Source organism: Amycolatopsis sp. NPDC049691, from assembly GCF_040675005.1.
In the GTDB taxonomy this organism is placed as follows: Bacteria; Actinomycetota; Actinomycetes; order Mycobacteriales; family Pseudonocardiaceae; genus Amycolatopsis.
Genome location: NZ_JBFANX010000012.1, coordinates 186,672 through 204,399, shown reverse-complemented (window position 1 = coordinate 204,399; position 17,728 = coordinate 186,672). Strand labels below are relative to the sequence as shown.

General features: G+C 70.8%; 15 protein-coding genes. 10 read left to right on the top strand and 5 right to left on the bottom strand.

The features are described from left to right. Positions 1–65 precede the first annotated feature (65 nt). The 3 genes from AB0J40_RS26955 (at position 66) to AB0J40_RS26945 (ending at position 6,262) form a co-directional block, all read left to right on the top strand. Positions 66–3,290, top strand: a complete 3,225-nt coding sequence (locus AB0J40_RS26955) for a GH92 family glycosyl hydrolase (RefSeq protein WP_364457817.1) — start codon at positions 66–68, stop codon at positions 3,288–3,290. Further along, positions 3,287–5,668 (top strand): GH92 family glycosyl hydrolase, encoded by a 2,382-nt coding sequence (locus AB0J40_RS26950; RefSeq protein ID WP_364457667.1) that lies wholly within the window; start codon positions 3,287–3,289, stop codon positions 5,666–5,668. The genes AB0J40_RS26955 and AB0J40_RS26950 overlap by 4 nt, the downstream gene beginning before the upstream one ends. A 228-nt stretch (positions 5,669–5,896) precedes the next feature. Continuing rightward, a complete protein-coding gene (locus AB0J40_RS26945; RefSeq protein WP_103350428.1) occupies positions 5,897–6,262 on the top strand; it encodes a DUF3817 domain-containing protein in 366 nt (121 codons plus the stop codon). A gap of 49 nt (positions 6,263–6,311) precedes the next feature. On the opposite strand, the gene AB0J40_RS26940 is transcribed toward AB0J40_RS26945, so the two are convergent. Beyond that, positions 6,312–6,812: a MarR family transcriptional regulator gene (locus AB0J40_RS26940; protein ID WP_364457665.1), complete on the bottom strand. Its 501-nt coding sequence runs from the start codon at positions 6,810–6,812 to the stop codon at positions 6,312–6,314. A gap of 78 nt (positions 6,813–6,890) precedes the next feature. Here AB0J40_RS26940 and AB0J40_RS26935 point away from each other — a divergent pair, with 78 nt between their 5' ends. Beyond that, positions 6,891–7,193, top strand: a complete 303-nt coding sequence (locus AB0J40_RS26935) for a thiamine-binding protein (RefSeq protein WP_364457663.1) — start codon at positions 6,891–6,893, stop codon at positions 7,191–7,193. On the opposite strand, the gene AB0J40_RS26930 is transcribed toward AB0J40_RS26935, so the two are convergent. Next, on the bottom strand, positions 7,194–7,601 hold the full coding sequence (locus AB0J40_RS26930) for a hypothetical protein (protein ID WP_364457816.1): 408 nt from the start codon (positions 7,599–7,601) through the stop codon (positions 7,194–7,196). Positions 7,602–7,695: 94 nt separating this feature from the next. Between AB0J40_RS26930 and AB0J40_RS26925 the strand changes: the two genes are divergently transcribed. Beyond that, complete coding sequence (locus AB0J40_RS26925; RefSeq protein WP_364457661.1) at positions 7,696–8,667, top strand: tetratricopeptide repeat protein; 972 nt, start codon at positions 7,696–7,698, stop codon at positions 8,665–8,667. A gap of 50 nt (positions 8,668–8,717) precedes the next feature. Here the strand turns inward: AB0J40_RS26925 and AB0J40_RS26920 are convergent, their stop codons facing one another. Beyond that, positions 8,718–10,151 (bottom strand): neutral zinc metallopeptidase, encoded by a 1,434-nt coding sequence (locus tag AB0J40_RS26920; protein WP_364457659.1) that lies wholly within the window; start codon positions 10,149–10,151, stop codon positions 8,718–8,720. A gap of 128 nt (positions 10,152–10,279) precedes the next feature. Here AB0J40_RS26920 and glgP point away from each other — a divergent pair, with 128 nt between their 5' ends. Further along, positions 10,280–12,808, top strand: coding sequence for an alpha-glucan family phosphorylase (glgP, locus tag AB0J40_RS26915; RefSeq protein ID WP_364457657.1), 2,529 nt, complete (start codon positions 10,280–10,282; stop codon positions 12,806–12,808). Between the two features lie 62 nt (positions 12,809–12,870). After that, positions 12,871–13,857: an LLM class F420-dependent oxidoreductase gene (locus AB0J40_RS26910; RefSeq protein ID WP_364457655.1), complete on the top strand. Its 987-nt coding sequence runs from the start codon at positions 12,871–12,873 to the stop codon at positions 13,855–13,857. Here AB0J40_RS26910 and AB0J40_RS26905 read toward each other — a convergent pair. Further along, on the bottom strand, positions 13,854–14,249 hold the full coding sequence (locus AB0J40_RS26905; protein ID WP_364457653.1) for a rhodanese-like domain-containing protein: 396 nt from the start codon (positions 14,247–14,249) through the stop codon (positions 13,854–13,856). The genes AB0J40_RS26910 and AB0J40_RS26905 overlap by 4 nt on opposite strands. Beyond that, the gene (locus tag AB0J40_RS26900) at positions 14,246–14,791 is read right to left on the bottom strand and encodes a cysteine dioxygenase family protein (RefSeq protein WP_364457651.1); all 546 of its coding nucleotides are present in this window, start codon (positions 14,789–14,791) and stop codon (positions 14,246–14,248) included. Before AB0J40_RS26900 ends, AB0J40_RS26905 begins: the two co-directional genes overlap by 4 nt. A gap of 310 nt (positions 14,792–15,101) precedes the next feature. Between AB0J40_RS26900 and AB0J40_RS26895 the strand changes: the two genes are divergently transcribed. Genes AB0J40_RS26895 through AB0J40_RS26885 form a run of 3 tightly spaced genes read left to right on the top strand, consistent with a single transcriptional unit; the run spans position 15,102 to position 17,728 of the window. After that, on the top strand, positions 15,102–15,923 hold the full coding sequence (locus AB0J40_RS26895) for an ABC transporter ATP-binding protein (RefSeq protein ID WP_364457649.1): 822 nt from the start codon (positions 15,102–15,104) through the stop codon (positions 15,921–15,923). A gap of 55 nt (positions 15,924–15,978) precedes the next feature. Beyond that, the gene (locus AB0J40_RS26890; RefSeq protein WP_364457647.1) at positions 15,979–16,758 is read left to right on the top strand and encodes an enoyl-CoA hydratase-related protein; all 780 of its coding nucleotides are present in this window, start codon (positions 15,979–15,981) and stop codon (positions 16,756–16,758) included. Positions 16,759–16,762: 4 nt separating this feature from the next. After that, a complete protein-coding gene (locus AB0J40_RS26885; RefSeq protein WP_364457645.1) occupies positions 16,763–17,728 on the top strand; it encodes a class I SAM-dependent methyltransferase in 966 nt (321 codons plus the stop codon).

Genomic DNA, 17,728 nt, shown 5'->3' with positions numbered 1-17,728 from the left:
ACTGCGCGACAAGGTTGTCATGACACCGTTTCCGGTCGCGCTGACGAGGTGGAGAGGCGATGGCCATGGCGCGTGTGCGCTTCAGAGCCGGTTTAGCTTTCCTGACCATGGCGGTGACGGCAGCGGTGGCTCCCGCTGTCCCCGCCGCGGCGGCCACGACGACGGATTTCGCGAAGTGGGTCAACCCCTTCGTCGGTACCCGTCCGGGTGGCGCCGACCACGGCACCGGGGGCGGTGCCGGCAACACGTTCCCGGGCGCGGTGGCGCCGTTCGGCATGGTCCAGTGGAGCCCGGACACGGTGAAGTCCCAGCCGGGCGGGTACTTCTACGACGACAACGCCCTCACCGGGTTCAGCCTGACGCACCTTTCGGGCGCGGGCTGCTCGACCTATGAGGACATCCCGTTCATCCCCTATGTCGGTGAAGTGACGACTTCCCCGGCCACCGACCCCGCGCACTACACGTCGAAGTTCTCGCACGCCAACGAACACGCGACCGCGGGCGCCTACGACGTCACCCTCGACAGTGGAGCGAAGGTCGAGCTGAGCGCGACCCAGCGCACCGGCTCCGCGCGGCTGACCTACCCGGCCGGTGCGTCCTCGACGCTGCTGGTGAACACGTCCGGCTCGGTCAACGGCACCGACGACGCGTCGATCACCATCGGCAAGGACACCATCAGCGGCTGGGCCACGAGCGGCCGCTTCTGCGGTGCGCAGAACAGCTACCGCGTCTACTTCTCGGCCAAGTTCGACACGCCGTTCGCGTCGATCGGCACCTGGAAGAACGGCGCCGTGACGCCGAACAAGGCCGCGGAAACCGGTGGCGCCAGGGCGAAGGTCGCGCAGCCCAACGGCGTGAACGCGTCGATCGCGCGCACGACGACGGCCAAGCAGCAGGACACCACCGTGTCCGGCCCGGGCAGCGGCGGGTACGTCACCTTCGCCAACCTCAACGGGGCACAGGTGAACGTCCAGGTCGGACTGTCCTTTGTGTCCGTCGACGGCGCGAAGGCCAACCTGAAGGCGGAGAACACCGGCAAGTCCTTCGACACGATCGCGGCGGGCGCGCGCAAGGCGTGGAACGCGCAGCTGGGCAAGATCGCCGTCACCGGCGGCTCCGACGCCGACCTGACGACGTTCTACACCTCGCTGTACCACTCGCTGATCCAGCCGAACGTCTTCTCCGACGTCAACGGGCAGTACATCGGCTTCGACGGCCGGATCCACACGGCCGACAAGGGCCACGCGATGTACACCAACTTCTCCGGCTGGGACATCTACCGCTCGGAGATCCCGCTGCTGGCGACGATCGCGCCGCACGAAACGTCCGACATCGTCCGGTCGATGATGGCCTACGCCGAGCAGGGCGGTTCGTGGGACCGCTGGACGGTGGCCAACGACTACACCGGTGTCATGAACGGCGACCCGTACCACATCATCGTCTCCAGCGCGTACGCGTTCGGGGCGCGGGACTTCGACGCCCAGAAGGCGTTGCTGCTCATGATCAAGGGCGCCACCCAGCCGACGCAGGGCTACACCGAGCGGCCGGGCCTGGAGGACTACCAGAAGCTCGGGTACGTGCCGGGCGCCGGCGCGGACACCCTCGAGTACACCAGCGCCGACTTCTCCATCGCCCAGTTCGCCAAGCGGCTCGGCGACAGCGCGACCTACACGACGTTCATGAAGCGCGCGCAGAACTGGCAGAACCTCTACAACCCGGGGACCGGGCACCTGCAGCCGCGCAACGCGGACGGCTCGTTCTCCGGCACCTACGACCCCGCCAGCTCGCAGGGCTGGGTCGAGGGCAACGGCGCGCAGTACGAGTGGATGGTGCCCTACGACCTCGGCGGCGTCGTGACGGCGTTCGGCGGGAACACCGCGACGCAGTCCCGGTTGGACACCTTCTTCACGCAGCTGAACGCGGGCACGCAGGAGCCGTACGCCTTCATGGGCAACGAACCGAACTCCAACGCGCCGTACGTCTACTCGTACGCGGGTGCGCCGGCCAAGACGCAAGCGATCGTGCACCGCTCGATGGACGAGCTGTACAACCCGCGTCCCGAAGGCCTGATCGGCAACGACGACCTCGGCCAGATGTCGGCCTGGTACGTCTGGTCGGCGCTCGGCATCTACCCGGAGATCCCGGGCCGCGCCGAGACGCTGCTCGTCACCCCGCGCTTCGAGCACGCCGTGCTCACCACCGGCGCGGGCAAGAAGATCACGATCAACGCGCCGGGCACCGGCGACTACGTGGGCAGCCTGAAGGTCAACGGCGGGGCGGCGGCGAAGGCGTGGCTGCCGGAGGCGCTGATCTCCAGTGGTGGGACGCTCGACTACACGCGGTCCGCCACGGCGACCTCGTGGGGCAGCGCGACGGCCGACGCGCCGCCGTCGTTCCGCGAGCAGGAGAAGCCCAGCCTGTCCTTTGTGGACCCGGCCCGCGCGGTGACGCCCGCGGGGTCGACGTCCCAGGCGTCGGTCGGGGTCCAGGACCTCTCCGGTGTCGCCCGGACCTGGACCTACAGCGCCGGCAGCGTCGACGGGATCACGCTGACCCCGGCGACCGGCAGCATCGCGGTGCCCGCCGCCGGCAAGGCCCAGGCCGAGCTGACGGTCAGCGTCCCGGCGGGCCTGGCCGACGGCGCGCGGCGCATCCCGGTGACGTTCTCGGCGCCGGGCGTGGCTTCGTCGCAGGCGGTCCTGACCGTGTTGGTGGCGCAGCCGAACAGCTGGCTGGCCACGGTGAACAACGCGGGCATCTCCCCGGACTCGAACTCGGGTGCGGCGAACTTCGACGGCGGTGGCTGGAGCTACTCGGCCGACGCGCTGGCCGCGGCCGGCGCCACCCCGGGTGCGACGATCACCAGCGACGGGCTGAAGTTCACCTGGCCGTCGTTCCCGGCGGGCGACCCGGACAACGTGATCGCGTCCGGCCAGACGGTGAACGTCACCGGGTCCGGGCGGCTCGCGCTGCTCGGCTCGGCGTCGAACGGCAACGCGTCCGGCACGCTGACGGTGACCTACACCGACGGCACGACGTCCACCGCGACCATCGGGTTCTCCGACTGGACCCTCGGTGGCGGCGGCGCGCAGCCGGCGTTCGGCAACCGGATCGTGCTGTCCACGCCGTACCGCAACGCTTCGGGCGGCGACCCGCAGCAGATCCGCACGATGGTGTTCGGGACCAACCCGATCACCCTCGCCGCGGGCAAGACGGTGGCGAGCGTGACGCTGCCGGGCAACGTCAGCGGCGGCGCGCTCCACGTGTTCGCGATCGGCATCGGCTCGTGAAGCGCACCATCCTCGCGGGCTTCTTGACGCTCGCCGCGGCCGCGACGGGGCTCAGCCCCGCCGCGGCCGCGGCCGGCGGGGACGCCCTAGACGCCGTCAACACGTTCATCGGCACGCAGGACGAGGGCAACACGTTCCCGGGCGCTTCGGCGCCGTTCGGGATGACGCAGGTCAGCCCGATCACCTCGCACTACGCCGGCTACCGCTACACCGACACCGCCATCCGCGGCTTCGGGCACTTCTTCCTGTCCGGCGCGGGCTGCTGGGAGCAGGGCGGCCTCGTCTCGACCCTGCCGACGACCGGGGAAGTGGGTCCCGGCAAGGCGTTCGACACGACGAAAGCGTCCACTTTCGACCAGAAGTCGTACGCGGCGCCGTTCACCCACGACGGCGAAGCCGGCAAGCCCGGCTACTACAAGGTCCACCTGACCGGCTACGGCGGCGTCGACGTCGAGACGACCGCGGCGACCCGCGCCGGGGTCGAGCGGTACACGTTCGCCAAGCCCGGTGACGCCAACGTCTTCGTCAACGTCGGGCAGGCCAACGACAAGGAACCGGTCACCGGCAGCAGCATCCGGATCGTCGACGACCGGACCGTCGAAGGAACCGTGGAGTCGCAGGCGTTCTGCGGCGGCAAGGCCTACACGACGTACTTCACGACGAAGTTCGACAAGCCGTTCAAGGCGTTCGGCACCTGGTCGCCGACCGGCGGCACCCCCGGCTCGCGCTCTTCCGAAGGCGGTGCCGGTCTGCGCGGCGGTTGGCTGACCTTCGCGGGTGGCGGCCAGGTCACCGCGACCACCGCGATCTCCCAGGTGGACGCGCAGGGCGCGCGGGTCAACCTGGCGTCGGAGAAGATCCGGTCGTTCGACGCGGCCAAGGACGCGGTCCAGCGCGCCTGGCGCCACGAATTGTCCACTGTGGACATCAAGGGCGGCACGACCGACGACCGGACGGTCTTCTACACCTCGCTTTACCACGCGTTGCTGCAGCCGCTGACGGCCAACGACGCCGACGGCCGCTACTACGGCTTCGACAAGAAGATCCACCGCGCGGTCGGCTGGACGTACTACGACTTCTTCTCGCTGTGGGACACCTACCGCTCCCAGAACCAGCTCCTGGCGCTGCTGCGGCCCAGCCGCGCCAAGGACATCGCCAAGAGCATCCTCGCCATCCACGACCAGGGCGGCTGGCTGCCGCGGTGGGCGTACGCGAGCCAGGAGACGAACACGATGACCGGTGACCCGGTCACGCCGTTCCTGGTGGACCTCTGGCGGTTCGGCGCGCTGTCGGGCGAGGAGCTGCACGCCTACCAGGCGCTGCTGCAGAACTCGACGCAGATCCCGCCGGCGTCCTCGCCGTTCCAGGGCCGCTCGGGCAACGCCAGCTACCAGGCGGACGGGTTCGTGCAGTACGACCCGAACTTCCCGAAGAAGGGGCAGGACACCGACCCGAACCACGGCGCGTCGGCCACCCTGGAGTACGCGCTCGGTGACTGTTCGCTGTCGGTCATGGCCGCCGCGCTCGGGAAGAAGGACGACGCCGCCGCGCTCAAGGAGAAGGGCCGGACCTACCGGACGCTCTGGGACGAGACGCAGACCGACCGCGGCTTCACGGGCTTTTTCCGGCCGAAGGTCCTCGGCGGCGACTGGTTCTCGCCCGCCGACAAGCCGTACAGCCCGCAGAGCCAGGACGGCTTCCACGAGGGCACGGCGTGGCAGTACCAGTGGCTCGTCCAGCAGGACGTGCCCGGGCTGGTGCAGCGCATGGGCGGCCCGGCGGCCACCGGCAAGCGCCTCGACGACTTCTTCGCCTACGACGAACTGGTGCAGAACCCGGCGACGGCGGTCCGCGAGAACTGGGTCGTCGGCCCGTACGACTACTACGACCAGTTCCGCTACAACCCGAACAACGAGCCGGACCTGCACTCGCCGTGGATGTACGCGCTCACCGGGCAGCCGGCGAAGACGTCGACGGTCGTGCGGGCGGCGCACACGCTGTTCACCAACGCGCCCAACGGCGTCACCGGGAACGACGACCTCGGCACCATGTCGGCCTGGTACGTCTTCAGCGCGCTCGGGCTCTACCCGGCCGTCCCGGGGACTGGGAACTTCGTGCTGAACGCGCCGCGGTTCGAAAAGTCCGTGCTGCACCTGGAGAACGGGCGCGACATCACGATCAAGGCGCCCGGCGCGGACGGCTCGAAGCTGCAGTACGTCTCGGGCCTCAAGGTGGACTCGCGCGCCAGCGACCGCGTGTACGTCAACGTGGACCAGCTGAAGCGCGGCACGACGCTCGACTTCCGCCTGACCGCCGACGCGGCGGCGACGTGGGGGACGTCACCCGCGTCCGCCCCGGCTTCGCCCTGCGCGGAGTAGCCGGCGGAGTAGCCGAAGGACGCTCACGGCCGTGGTCCAGACCACAGTGGACCACGGCCGTGAGCATCGTCACGGGCCCCGGTGTTCCCGTGAGGGCCGTCACGCCTCACACTGGTATCAGCACGTCCGACAGCGCCGTTGACGTTCGAGGCAAGTCCGCCTTGGACGGTGTCGTCGGGCGTTTTCTGTGTCTAGAACCAACGTGGTGAGACCCCACAGGAGGAAGCAGTGTCCAGCAAGGCCGCTCTCGTGTTCCGCGTGGCCGCAGTAGCCGAAGCCCTCTCCTGGGCCGCGCTGCTGGTCGGGATGTTCCTCAAGTACGTCGTCCACTCCTCCGGCGAGGGCGGCGTGCCCGTCATCGGCATGGTGCACGGCGTGATCTTCGTCCTCTACGTGGTCGTCTCCCTGTCCGTGGCGAAGCCGCTCGGCTGGCGCCCGAAGACGCTGGTCCTCGCCCTGCTCGCGAGCATCCCGCCGCTGTTCACGTGGCTGTTCGAGAAGTGGGCGCTGCGCAACGGCAAGCTCGACGGCCCGCAGCGGCTGTCCCACGGTGGTGTCGGCCTGTTCCAGGTGAAGGAACCCGTCGCCGCCTGATCCCGGTGCATGAGAAAGGCCCGCGCTCGCCGAGCGCGGGCCTTTCCGCTTATTCGGTGAAGTCGCCGGCCGCGCGGCGGACCTTCGTCAGCAGTTCGGTGAGCTGCTCGGTCTGCCGGTCGGTCAGCCCGTTGAGGCCGAAGTCGATCTCCGTCACCGCCGCCGTCGCGGACTCGCGGCGCTTGCGGCCTTCGTCGGTGATCTCGACGAGCGTCGTGCGCCGGTCCGTCGGGTGCGGCACGCGCTTGACGAGCCCGTCGCGCTCCAGCCGGTCCACTATGTTGGTGACACTGGTGGGGTGCAGCTGGAGCCGTTCGCCCATCACCCGCATCGGCAGGCTGGCGCTGCGGGCGAAGGTGAGCAGCACCAGTGCTTCGTACCGGGCGAAGGTCAGGCCGTGCGGCTTGAGCGCGCCGTCCACCGCGGACTGGATGATCTGCTGGACGCGCATCACGCCGGTGACCGCGGCCATGGTGCCGGAGGGCCCGATCCGGGCTTCCCAGAGCTGTGCCGCGCGGGCGATCGGGTCGAACGGCAGCGGACGGTTCATGACACGCGAAGTTACCAGCGGGTACCGGCGGGTGTCGCACGACCGGCGGAAAGAACACCGAAGAAGGGACTTCCGAGCATGATCGTCGCGTTCAGCGTGAGCCCGTCCGGCGGAGAGCCCGACGGCGGAGTCAGCGAAGCCGTCGCGAAGGCGGTCAAGGTGGTCCGGGAATCGGGCCTGCCCAACTCGACCAACGCGATGTTCACGAACATCGAAGGCGAGTGGGACGAGGTGATGGACGTCGTGAAGCGCGCGGTCGAGGCCGCGGGCGAGGGCTCGGCGCGCGTCGGCCTGGTCCTGAAAGCGGACATCCGGCCCGGTTTCACCGGCCAGCTCGAGGCCAAGGTGGACCGCGTGGAAGCGCACCTGCGCGAAGGGTGACTACGGCAGTGGCGGGGTGAAGGCGACCGTCCAGCGACCGTCTTCGCTCGTCACGGTCAGCGGGTAGCTGAACGGCCTGCCGTCGCCGAGTGCGCCGGTGACCGTCGCGCGGGCCGGGGCCGCCGCGTCCGGGCCCAGCTCCACGTGGACGTCGTGGACGCCGTGGTCGGCCAGCACCGCGACGTAGTCCTTCGCGAAGTCGTCGCCGCCCGAGCCCGGGTAGTCGAGCAGGTCGCCGAGCGCGTCCGGGTCGTGCCGCCCGAGCGCGGTGGCGAGCCGGTCGCGCAGCTCGGCGGGCGAGGCCGCGCCCGGGTCCGGTTCGTGGACGATGAGCAGCGTCACGGCGCCGACCCAGACGACGGCGGCCGCGATCGAGAGGCCCACCTTCACGTCACGCCGGATGTGCACCCGGCCGAGCCTGCCCCAGCGGCGCCGTCCTGCCAAGCGGACCGGCCGGGGCACCCGGTGAAACTCCTCCGGTGCGCGTGCCAGGATGGAGGGCGTGACACAGCCACGCGGATCTGCAGCGAAGTCAGCGGCCCTGTCCGCCGCCCTCTCCGGCGCGGTCGACCTGTCCGCGCTCAAGGCCCGTGCCGAATCGGCGCAGAGGCAGCCGGCCCCGGCCGCCGGCCCGCCCGGTGCGGACGGCCCGCCGAAGCCCGCCTCGGGCAACGCCGTGATCGATGTCACCGAAGCCACGTTCCAGGCCGAGGTCGTCGAGCGGTCCCTGCGCCAGCTGGTGATCGTCGACCTGTGGGCCGAGTGGTGCGGCCCGTGCAAGCAGCTGTCCCCGGTGCTCGAGCGGATGGCGGGCGAGTCCGGCGGCGCGTGGGTCGTCGCGAAGGTCGACGTCGACGCGAACCCGCGCATCGCGCAGCTGTTCGGCGCGCAGTCCATCCCGACGATCGTCGCCATCGCCGGCGGCCAGCCCGTCGACGCCTTCTCCGGCGCCCTGCCCGAGCCCGAGATCCGCAAGTGGATCAACGCCCTGCTCGACGCGCTGCGTGACAAGCTGCCGGCGATCGCCGAGGCCGAGGCCGGTGGCGCGCCGGTCGAGGAGCCCGAAGACCCGCGCTTCACCGAGGCGGAAGAGGCCTTCGAACGCGGCGACTTCGCCGCGGCGCAGGCCGCGTACGAGCGCATCCTCGACGTCGAGCCGGCCAACGAGCTGGCGAAGAACGCGCTGGCCCAGGTCAAGTTCACCGCCCGCGCGGAGAAGGCGGACCCCGACGCCCGCGCGAAGGCCGACGCCGACCCGTCCGACCTGGCGGCCCAGCTCGACGCGGCCGACCTGGAGATCGCCTCGAACGACGTCGAGGCGGGCTTCAAGCGCCTGATCGACACGGTCCGCCGCACGGCGGGGGAGGACCGCAACAAGGTCCGCGAGCACCTGGTGGCGCTGTTCGACCTGTTCGACCCGGCCGACGACCGCGTCATGAAGGCCCGCCGCGACCTGGCGAGCGCCCTCTTCTAGACCGCACGAAATGGCCCCCCACCCGCGGGTGGGGGGCCATTTTCATGCGGTCAGGCGTACTGCTTCGAGCAGATCGACGAGCCTTCGAGGTAGCCCCGGCGCAGGGACTCGACCCGGTCGAAACCGCTGTCCGGGCGCTTCCCGTTGACGTCCGCCGAGATCAGGCTCTCCGGCTGCAGCAGGTCCGCGATGGCTTCGTCGAGGTCGCCCGCCGAGAGCCGCAGGTCGCCGGGCCGGTTCGTGAACGCCGCCCAGGCACCGACCAGGCAGGCCGTCCGCAGGCCCGCGTTCGCGTTGTCGATCGACGCGCCGACGCCCTTCTGGATGCCCAGCGCGTACCGCGACGCGACCTCCGAGAAGGCCGCGAAGTCACCCATGCCGCCCGGGTCCTCGCCCTTCATCTCGGCCTCGCGGTCGATCGGCTGGGCCAGCTGCGACAGCTTCGCCAGGTCGATCGCCACCGTGTTGTCGTTCGGGCAGTACGACGCCGGCGGCGTGGTCTGGCAGCTGCCGCCGTCGCTGATCTCCGGCGCGGCCACCCCGGCGCCCTTGAAGGCCTCGTCGAGGCTCTTCTTCAGCAGCTCGACGGCCTGGTCGTTGAACTTCGCGTCGCCCTTGCCGGTGTCGCCCTTGTCGAACGGGCGCTCGGTGAGCCGGGCCTTGACGTTCTCGGCGTTCATCGCCGCGCACTCCTTCGGGCCCTTCTCGAACCCGGTCTGGAACGCGAAGGTGCGGTCGAACGCCGTGCCGTGCGCGCCGCGGTCGGCGCCGCTGGTGCCCGCCTGGTCGCGGATCAGGAACATCGCCGCCATCACCTGGTTCAGGCCCTCGGACGTCGACACCCGGTAGTACTTGCTCTTGTCCTCGGCGACCCACCGGAAGTACCCGCCGGCGAAGCAGTCGGCCTGCTGCTCCTTCACCACCGTCGGGGTGCTCTTGGTCATGTTGGCCTTGTCGCCGAGCCGGTACTGGACGGCGTGGCCGAACTCGTGCGCCAGCACGACGACCACGGACATCGGCCCGAACCGCTGGCGCAGCATCGGCAGCAGCACCCCGCGGTCCCACGCCACCGAGTCGTCGACCGAGCAGTAGAACGCGTTCACGAGCTTCTTCACGCTGCCGCAGCCGGTCTTCTCGGTGTCGGTCTGCGAGTCGTAGGACAGCAGCGACTTCACCGGCTCGAACTGCTGGCCGAAGTCGGCGGGCAGGCGCTCGTTCCAGTACGTCTGGACGTCGTCGATCGCCGCGGTCGCGAGCTTGTCGTCTTCCCCGCCGTCGGCGTTCTTCACGTCGATGCTCGGCGTGGGCGCGTCCGGCTTGAGGCCGCTCTCGAAGTGCGTCACCGGCAGCCCGGCGACGGATCCCGCACCGGTGTCCTTGCTCGGGTCGCCGCTCGCGCCGCCCTTGTCGTTGCACCCGCTCACGGCCACCGCCGCGACGGCCAGCAACGCCACCAGCGCGCGCCGTCCTCCCCCTGGGATCATTCGTTCACTCGCTCTCGTGCCCCGGTACCCGACGGGCAGGACCATACCCAGGGCATACGCGGGGCGTGCACGTTATCCCCGAACTCCTCCTGCGCACTACGGCCCGCAGCCCGATATCGTCGCTTCCCATGCGTGCAGTCCGCCGGTTCACCGTTCGCGCCAGCCTGCCCGAGTCGCTGTCCGGCCTGGGCGCGCTCGCCACCAACCTGCGCTGGACGTGGCACCCGCCGACGCGCGACCTGTTCGCCTCGATGGACGCCGAGCTGTTCAACGCCGTGCGCGACCCGCTGCGGATGCTCACCGCGCTGCCGCCCGCCCGGCTCGACGAGCTCGCCGTCGACGACGACTTCCTCGAACGCGCGAGAGCCGCGGCCGAGGACCTCGACAAGTACCTCTCGGAGCCGCGCTGGTACCAGCAGCGCGACGACGCCGACCTGCCGCCCGCGGTCGCCTACTTCTCCATGGAGTTCGGCGTCACCGAAGCCCTGCCGAACTACTCCGGCGGCCTCGGCGTGCTGGCCGGCGACCACCTCAAGGCCGCGTCCGACCTGGGCGTGCCGATGGTCGGCGTCGGCCTGCTCTACCGCAACGGCTACTTCCGGCAGTCGCTGTCGCTGGACGGCTGGCAGGTCGAGCACTACCCGGTGATCGACCCGAACGCCTTCCCCCTGGAGCTGCTGACCGCCGGTGGGCGGCCGGTGCTGATCGGCGTCGCGATGCCGGGCGGGCGCGAGCTGTGCGCCCAGATCTGGCAGGCCCGCGTCGGGCGGGTGCCGCTGCTGCTGCTCGACACCGACACCGAGGCCAACGACGAAGACCTGCGCGGTGTCACCGACCGGCTCTACGGCGGCGACGCCGACCACCGGCTGCGGCAGGAGATCCTGGCCGGCATCGGCGGCTTCCGGGCGGTCCGCAAGTACTGCGAGCTGACCGGCCACCCGCAGCCCATGGTGTTTCACACGAACGAGGGACACGCGGGCTTCCTGGGGCTGGAGCGCGCCCGCGAGATCGTGCAGGCCGACGGGCTCGCGTTCGACGAAGCCATGCCCGCGGTCCGCGCCGGGACGCTGTTCACCACGCACACCCCGGTCAGCGCCGGCATCGACCGGTTCCCGGTGGACCTCGTGCAGCGCTACTTCGCCGACGGCAGGCTCGTCCCGGACATCGACCCGCGCCGGGTGCTCGCGCTCGGCGCCGAGGACAACCCCGGGCTGTTCAACATGGCGCACATGGGCCTGCGGCTCGCGCAGCGCGCGAACGGCGTCTCGCAGCTGCACGGGCGCGTCACGCGCAAGATGTTCTCGCGGCTGTGGCCCGGGTTCGACCACGACGAGGTGCCGATCTCGTCGGTGACCAACGGTGTCCACGGCCCGACGTGGGTGGCGCGCGAGCTGAGCACGCTGCTCGGCCGCGAGTGGGGGCTCGACGTCGGCGAGGGGCCGCTGCGCGAGGGCGTCTCCGACGCCCAGCTGTGGGGGCTGCGGCGTGACCTGCGCGAGAAGCTGGTGCACGAGGTCCGGCGCCGGGTGCGGGCGGCGTGGCTGCAGCGCGGCGCGTCCCCGTTGGAGCTGGGCTGGGTGGACTCGGTGTTCGACCCGGACGTGCTGACGGTCGGGTTCGCCCGCCGCGTCCCGACGTACAAGCGGCTGACGTTGATGCTGCGCGACCCCGAGCGGCTGCGCACCCTGCTGCTGCACGAGGACCGGCCGATCCAGGTGGTCGTCGCGGGCAAGTCGCACCCGGCCGACGAGAACGGCAAGCAGCTGATCCAGCAGATCGTCCGGTTCGTCGACGGCGCGGACGTCCGGCACCGGATCGTCTTCCTGCCGGACTACGACATGTCGATGGCCCGGTACCTGTACCGCGGCTGCGACGTCTGGCTGAACAACCCGGTGCGGCCGCTGGAGGCGTGCGGGACGTCGGGGATGAAGTCGGCGCTGAACGGCGGCCTCAACCTGTCGATCCGCGACGGCTGGTGGGACGAGTGCTACGACGGCAGCAACGGCTGGGCGATCCCGACCGCGGACGGCGTCACCGACCCGCTGCGCCGCGACGACCTGGAGGCGGCGGCGCTGTACGAGCTGCTCGGCCAGCAGATCGCGCCGCTGTTCTACGACCGCTCGGCCGACGGCGTGCCCACGGGGTGGTTGTCGATGGTGTGGCACACGCTGGAGACGCTCGGGCCGCGCGTCCAGGCGTCCCGGATGGTCCGCGAGTACGTGGACAACGGCTACCTGCCGGCGGCCCGCATGGTCGCGGCGGCGACGGGCGACGGCTACCGCGGCGCGCTGTCGCTGGCGGACTACCGCACCAAGCTGGAGGTGTCCTGGCCGCGGCTGCGCATCTTCGACTCGGAGCTGCTGATCGAGGCGGCCGAGCCCCTGGTGGTGGGCACGGAGGTGACGATCCGGGCGCGCATCGACCTGGCCGGCCTCGATCCGTCCGAAGTGGACATCCAGGCGGTGGTCGGCCGGGTGGGCGACGACGACGAGCTGCGCGACACGGTGACGGTCCCGATGACGGCCGACGGCATCGGCGCCTTCGCGGCCCGGCTGAAGCTGCCGAGGCCGGGCTCGATCGGGTACACGGTCCGGGTGCTGCCGAAGCACGGCCTGCTGGCCGCGCCGGCCGAACTGGCCCGCGTCGTACTGGCCTGACCTGGAGTTACTCCAGCCGGAAATACGCGGCGGCGCCTCCTGAGCGGGGCTAGGTTGTCGGTATGCGCTTCGGAATCTTCGTCCCGCAGGGCTGGCGGCTCGACCTCGCCGGCATCGACCCCGCGGACCACTGGAAGACCATGCTCGGCCTCGCGAAGCACGCGGAGGCCGGGCCCTTCGAATCGATCTGGGTCTACGACCACTTCCACACCGTGCCCGTGCCGACCGAGGAGGCCACGCACGAGGCCTGGTCGCTGATGTCGGCGTTCGCCGCCGCGACGGAGACCGTGCGGCTCGGGCAGATGTGCACCTGCATGGGGTACCGCAACCCGGCCTACCTCGCGAAGGTCGCCGCCACCGCCGATACGATCTCCGGCGGGCGCGTCGAGATGGGCATCGGCGCCGGCTGGTACGAGCACGAGTGGCGGGCCTACGGCTACGGCTTCCCGGGTGCCGGTGAGCGGCTCGGGCAGCTCGACGAGGGCGTGCAGATCATGCGCGACCTCTGGACGACCGGGAAGTCCACACTGGACGGCAAGCACTACCAGACCGACGGCGCCATCCTGCGTCCGCTGCCGCCGCAGGAAGGCGGCATCCCGCTGTGGATCGCCGGTGGCGGCGAGAAGAAGACGCTCAAGATCGCCGCGAAGTACGCGAAGTACACGAACTTCGCCGGCGACCCCGAGACGTTCACCCGCAAGTCGGAGATCCTCGCGCAGCACTGCAAGGACGTCGGTACCGACTTCGACGCGATCGTCCGCTCGGTCAACCACAACGTGGTCATCGGGGAGACGGAGAAGGACGTCCAGGACAAGCTGGCCTGGCTGAAGTCCCACCTCGACAAGTATGCGCCGGCGGACGCCGCCGAGCGGTGGCACGGCGTCTTCGTGAACAGCCCCACCACCGGCACGCCCGAGCAGGTCACCGAAAAGCTCGCCGCGCTGGGTGAGCTGGGCATGTCCTACGCGATCTTCAACTTCCCGGAAGCCGCGTACGACCGCTCCGGCATCGACCTGTTCGCCGCGCAGGTCGCGCCCGCGCTGGCCTAAGGCACCGCCGGGCTGCCGCCGGTCTGCACGGGCAGGCCGGCGGCGGCCCACGCGCGGAAGCCGCCTTCGAGGTCGGTCGCGTGCGGCAGCCCCAGCCGTTGCAGGTCGGCGGCCGCCAGGCTCGACGAGTAACCCTCGTTGCACAGCACGACGACCGTCGAGTCCTCGGTCACCCCCGGCAGGCGCCACTCGCTGTCCGGCGCCAGCCGCCACTCCAGGTGGATCCGCTCGACGACCACCGCGCCCGGGATCTCGCCCTCGGCTTCCCGGTTCGCCAGCGGCCGGATGTCGACGAGCAGCGCGCCCGCCTCCTGCAGCTCGCGGGCGCGCTCCGGAGCGACGCGGTCCAACCCGGACCGCGCGGTGGCCAGCAGCGTGTCGATGGCGCTCATCCGCCGACGATAACCGGCAGCGGCGGGATTTCGGCGGGGACGTCGGCGAGCGTCGCGTATTCGCGCGTCGGGACCAGCGGCGGCGAGTACGCGTGGACGCTCGCCGCGGGCGCGTCGCCGATGCCGGTCACCTGGTGGGCGCGGCCGGCGCCGAAGCCGATGCCTTCGCCGGCGACGTGCGTGCGCCGCCGGATCGGGCCGCCGGGGTAGCGGTACTCCTCGCCGAGCTCGCCCTGCAGGACGGTGAACGAGCCGGACGCGCCGCCGTGGTCGTGCGGCTTGGTGTGCTGGCCGGGCAGCCACGACAGCAGCCACAGCTCGACGCCGTCGGTCAGGGCCAGCCGGGCCCACCAGCGGCGGTCCTCGTCGAAGCGCAGGATGTCCTTGATGCTCGAAGTCAGCTCGGTGGTGACGGTGGACGTCAGGTCCGCCAGCTCGCGCGGCGTCCAGAGCAGCCGCGACGGGTGCAGCAGCTGGGGCAGCAGCGGGTCGGTCAGCTGCGGGTGGATCTCGACGGCGGGACGGACGATGGAGGTGGTCAACGCGGGTGCTCCTCGGACGCGAAGGTGATCAGGACGCGAGGCAGCGCGGCACCGCGGGGAAGATCAGCGAAGCCGCGCCCGCGTACACCCGGCCGAAGCGACGAGGAGCAGGTCGATCGCGCGACGGCGCCAGAACGAGCCCCGGGTCACCGGGGTCACGGGCGCGTCGGCGGACATGCGGCGATCCTGCCACAACCGCGCGGCACCCGGCACTCATCGGGTGCGGCGTTCCACTTCGTGGACACGCTCCGACCTGCCGGTTCGCCCTCTCACCCGGGCGGGTGCGCACGCGCGCGCGACGGCAGACAGAATGGGCCTCGTGAGCGAGCCGATCCAGCCCAGCGAACTTGACGACCTCGTGGTCCGGATGGCCGGTGTCGGCGTCCGCCGCGGGACCAACGACCTCCTCGCCGGCCTCGACTGGACCGTCGAGCTGGACGAGCGCTGGGTGGTGCTCGGCCCGAACGGCGCGGGCAAGACCACCCTGCTGCGCCTCGCCGCGGCCGAGCTGCACCCGACCACCGGCGAGGTCGACCTGCTCGGCGAGCGGATCGGCCGGGTCAACATCTTCGACCTGCGTCCCCGCATCGGCTTCACCTCGGCGGCGATCGCCCAGCGCGTCCCGGGCGACGAGCTCGTCAAGGACGTCGTGGTCAGCGCCGGCTACGCGGTGCTCGGCCGCTGGCGTGAGGAATACGACACCCTCGACACCGCGCGCGCGACCGAGCTGCTCGAAGCGATGGGCATCGGGCACCTGGCCGAGCGCACCTTCGGCACCCTGTCCGAGGGCGAGCGCAAGCGCGCCCTGATCGCCCGGTCGCTGATGACCGACCCCGAGATGCTGCTGCTCGACGAGCCCGCCGCGGGTCTGGACCTCGGCGGCCGCGAGGACCTGGTCGCGCGGCTGTCCGACCTGGCGATGGACCCGGACGCGCCGGCCCTGGTCCTGGTCACCCACCACGTCGAGGAGATCCCGCCGGGGTTCACCCACGCGCTGCTCCTGCGGGACGGCCACGCGGTCGTGTCCGGGCTCGTCGACGACGTCATCACCAGCGAAAACCTCTCGAAGACATTCGACCAGGACCTCGTGCTGGAGCGCTCCGGGGATCGCTTCTTCGCCCGCCGTCGCTAAGGTGTGGCTTACCGGCGGGTAGCCTGCTGGCACCTGTTCAACGAGGAGGAGTGACGTGGGAGAGTTCGTAGCCCTCGAGGTCAAGGACGGCGTCGGCACGATCCGGCTCGACCGGCCGCCGGTCAACGCCCTGAACGCCCAGGTCACCGCCGAACTGGCCGAGCTGGCGAAGGAAGCCACCGAGCGCGACGACGTCCGCGCCGTGATCCTCTACGGCGGCGAGAAGACCTTCGCGGGCGGCGCGGACATCAAGGAGATGGCCACCCGCACGTACCCGGAGATCGCCAAGTTCGGCGCGAACCTCACCGGCACCCTCGCGGCCATCGCGAACATCCCGAAGCCGGTCGTCGCGGCCATCACCGGGTACGCCCTCGGCGGCGGCCTCGAGCTGGCGCTGACCGCGGACTGGCGGGTCGCCGGCGACAACGTCAAGGTTGGCCAGCCCGAGATCCAGCTCGGCGTCATCCCCGGCGCGGGCGGCACCCAGCGGCTGGCCCGGCTGATCGGGCCGAGCAAGACCAAGGACATCGTCTACACCGGACGGTTCGTCAAGGCCGAAGAGGCGCTGCAGCTGGGGATCGTCGACCAGGTCGTCGCCCCGGACGACGTCTACGCGGCGGCCCACAAGTGGGCCTCGCAGTTCGCGAACGGCCCCGCCGTGGCGCTGCGCGCGGCGAAGGCGGCCATCGACGGCGGCCTCGACATGGACCTCCCGAACGCGCTCAGGCTCGAGTCGCACCTGTTCGCCGCCCTCTGGGCGACCCAAGACCAGCAGAACGGCATGAAGTCGTTCATCGAAAACGGGCCCGGCAAGGCCACTTTCGAAGGGAAATGACGCCTTGACCGACGTGAACGACCCGGCCCCGAACCCGCACGCCACCGCCGAAGAGGTCCAGGCGGCCTACGCCGACCCCAAGCTGGCGAACGTGCTGTACCACGACTGGGAAGCCGGCACCTACGACGAGAAGTGGTCGATCTCGTACGACGAGCGCTGCATCTCCTACGCCACCGACGTGTTCAACGCCGTCGCGGGCGAGGACGGCCAGCCCTACCAGCACGCGATGGAACTGGGCAGCGGCACCGGCTTCTTCCTGCTGAACCTGATGCAGGGCGGCGTCGCCAAGAAGGGGTCGGTCACCGACCTCTCGCCCGGCATGGTCCAGGTCGCGCTGCGCAACGCCGAGAAGCTCGGCCTCGACGTCGACGGCCGGGTCGCCGACGCGGAGCGCATCCCGTACGACGACAACACGTTCGACCTGGTCGTCGGGCACGCGGTGCTGCACCACATCCCGGACGTCCAGGCGGCGTTCCGCGAGGTCCTGCGCGTGCTCAAGCCGGGCGGCCGGTTCGTCTTCGCGGGCGAGCCGACCAAGGTCGGCGACTTCTACGCGCGCAAGCTCGGCCAGCTCACCTGGTTCCTGACGACCCGCGTGACGAAGCTGCCCGCGCTGAGCGGCTGGCGCCGTCCGCAGTCCGAACTGGACGAGTCGTCGCGCGCGGCCGCTTTGGAGGCCGTGGTCGACATCCACACCTTCGACCCCTCGGAGCTGGAGTCGTGGGCCCGCGGCGCGGGTGCGCAGGACGTCCGCGCGGTCACCGAGGAGTTCGCCGCGGCCCTGGCCGGCTGGCCGATCCGGACGTTCGAGGCGGCCGTGCCGCAGGAGAAGCTGACCGTGCGCTGGCGCATGTTCGCCTACCGCCTGTGGCTGCGGCTGTCCGCGGTGGACAAGAAGGTGCTGTCCAAGATCCTGCCGCGCGAGCTGTTCTACAACGTGATGATCACCGGGACCAAGCGGCCGTCCTGA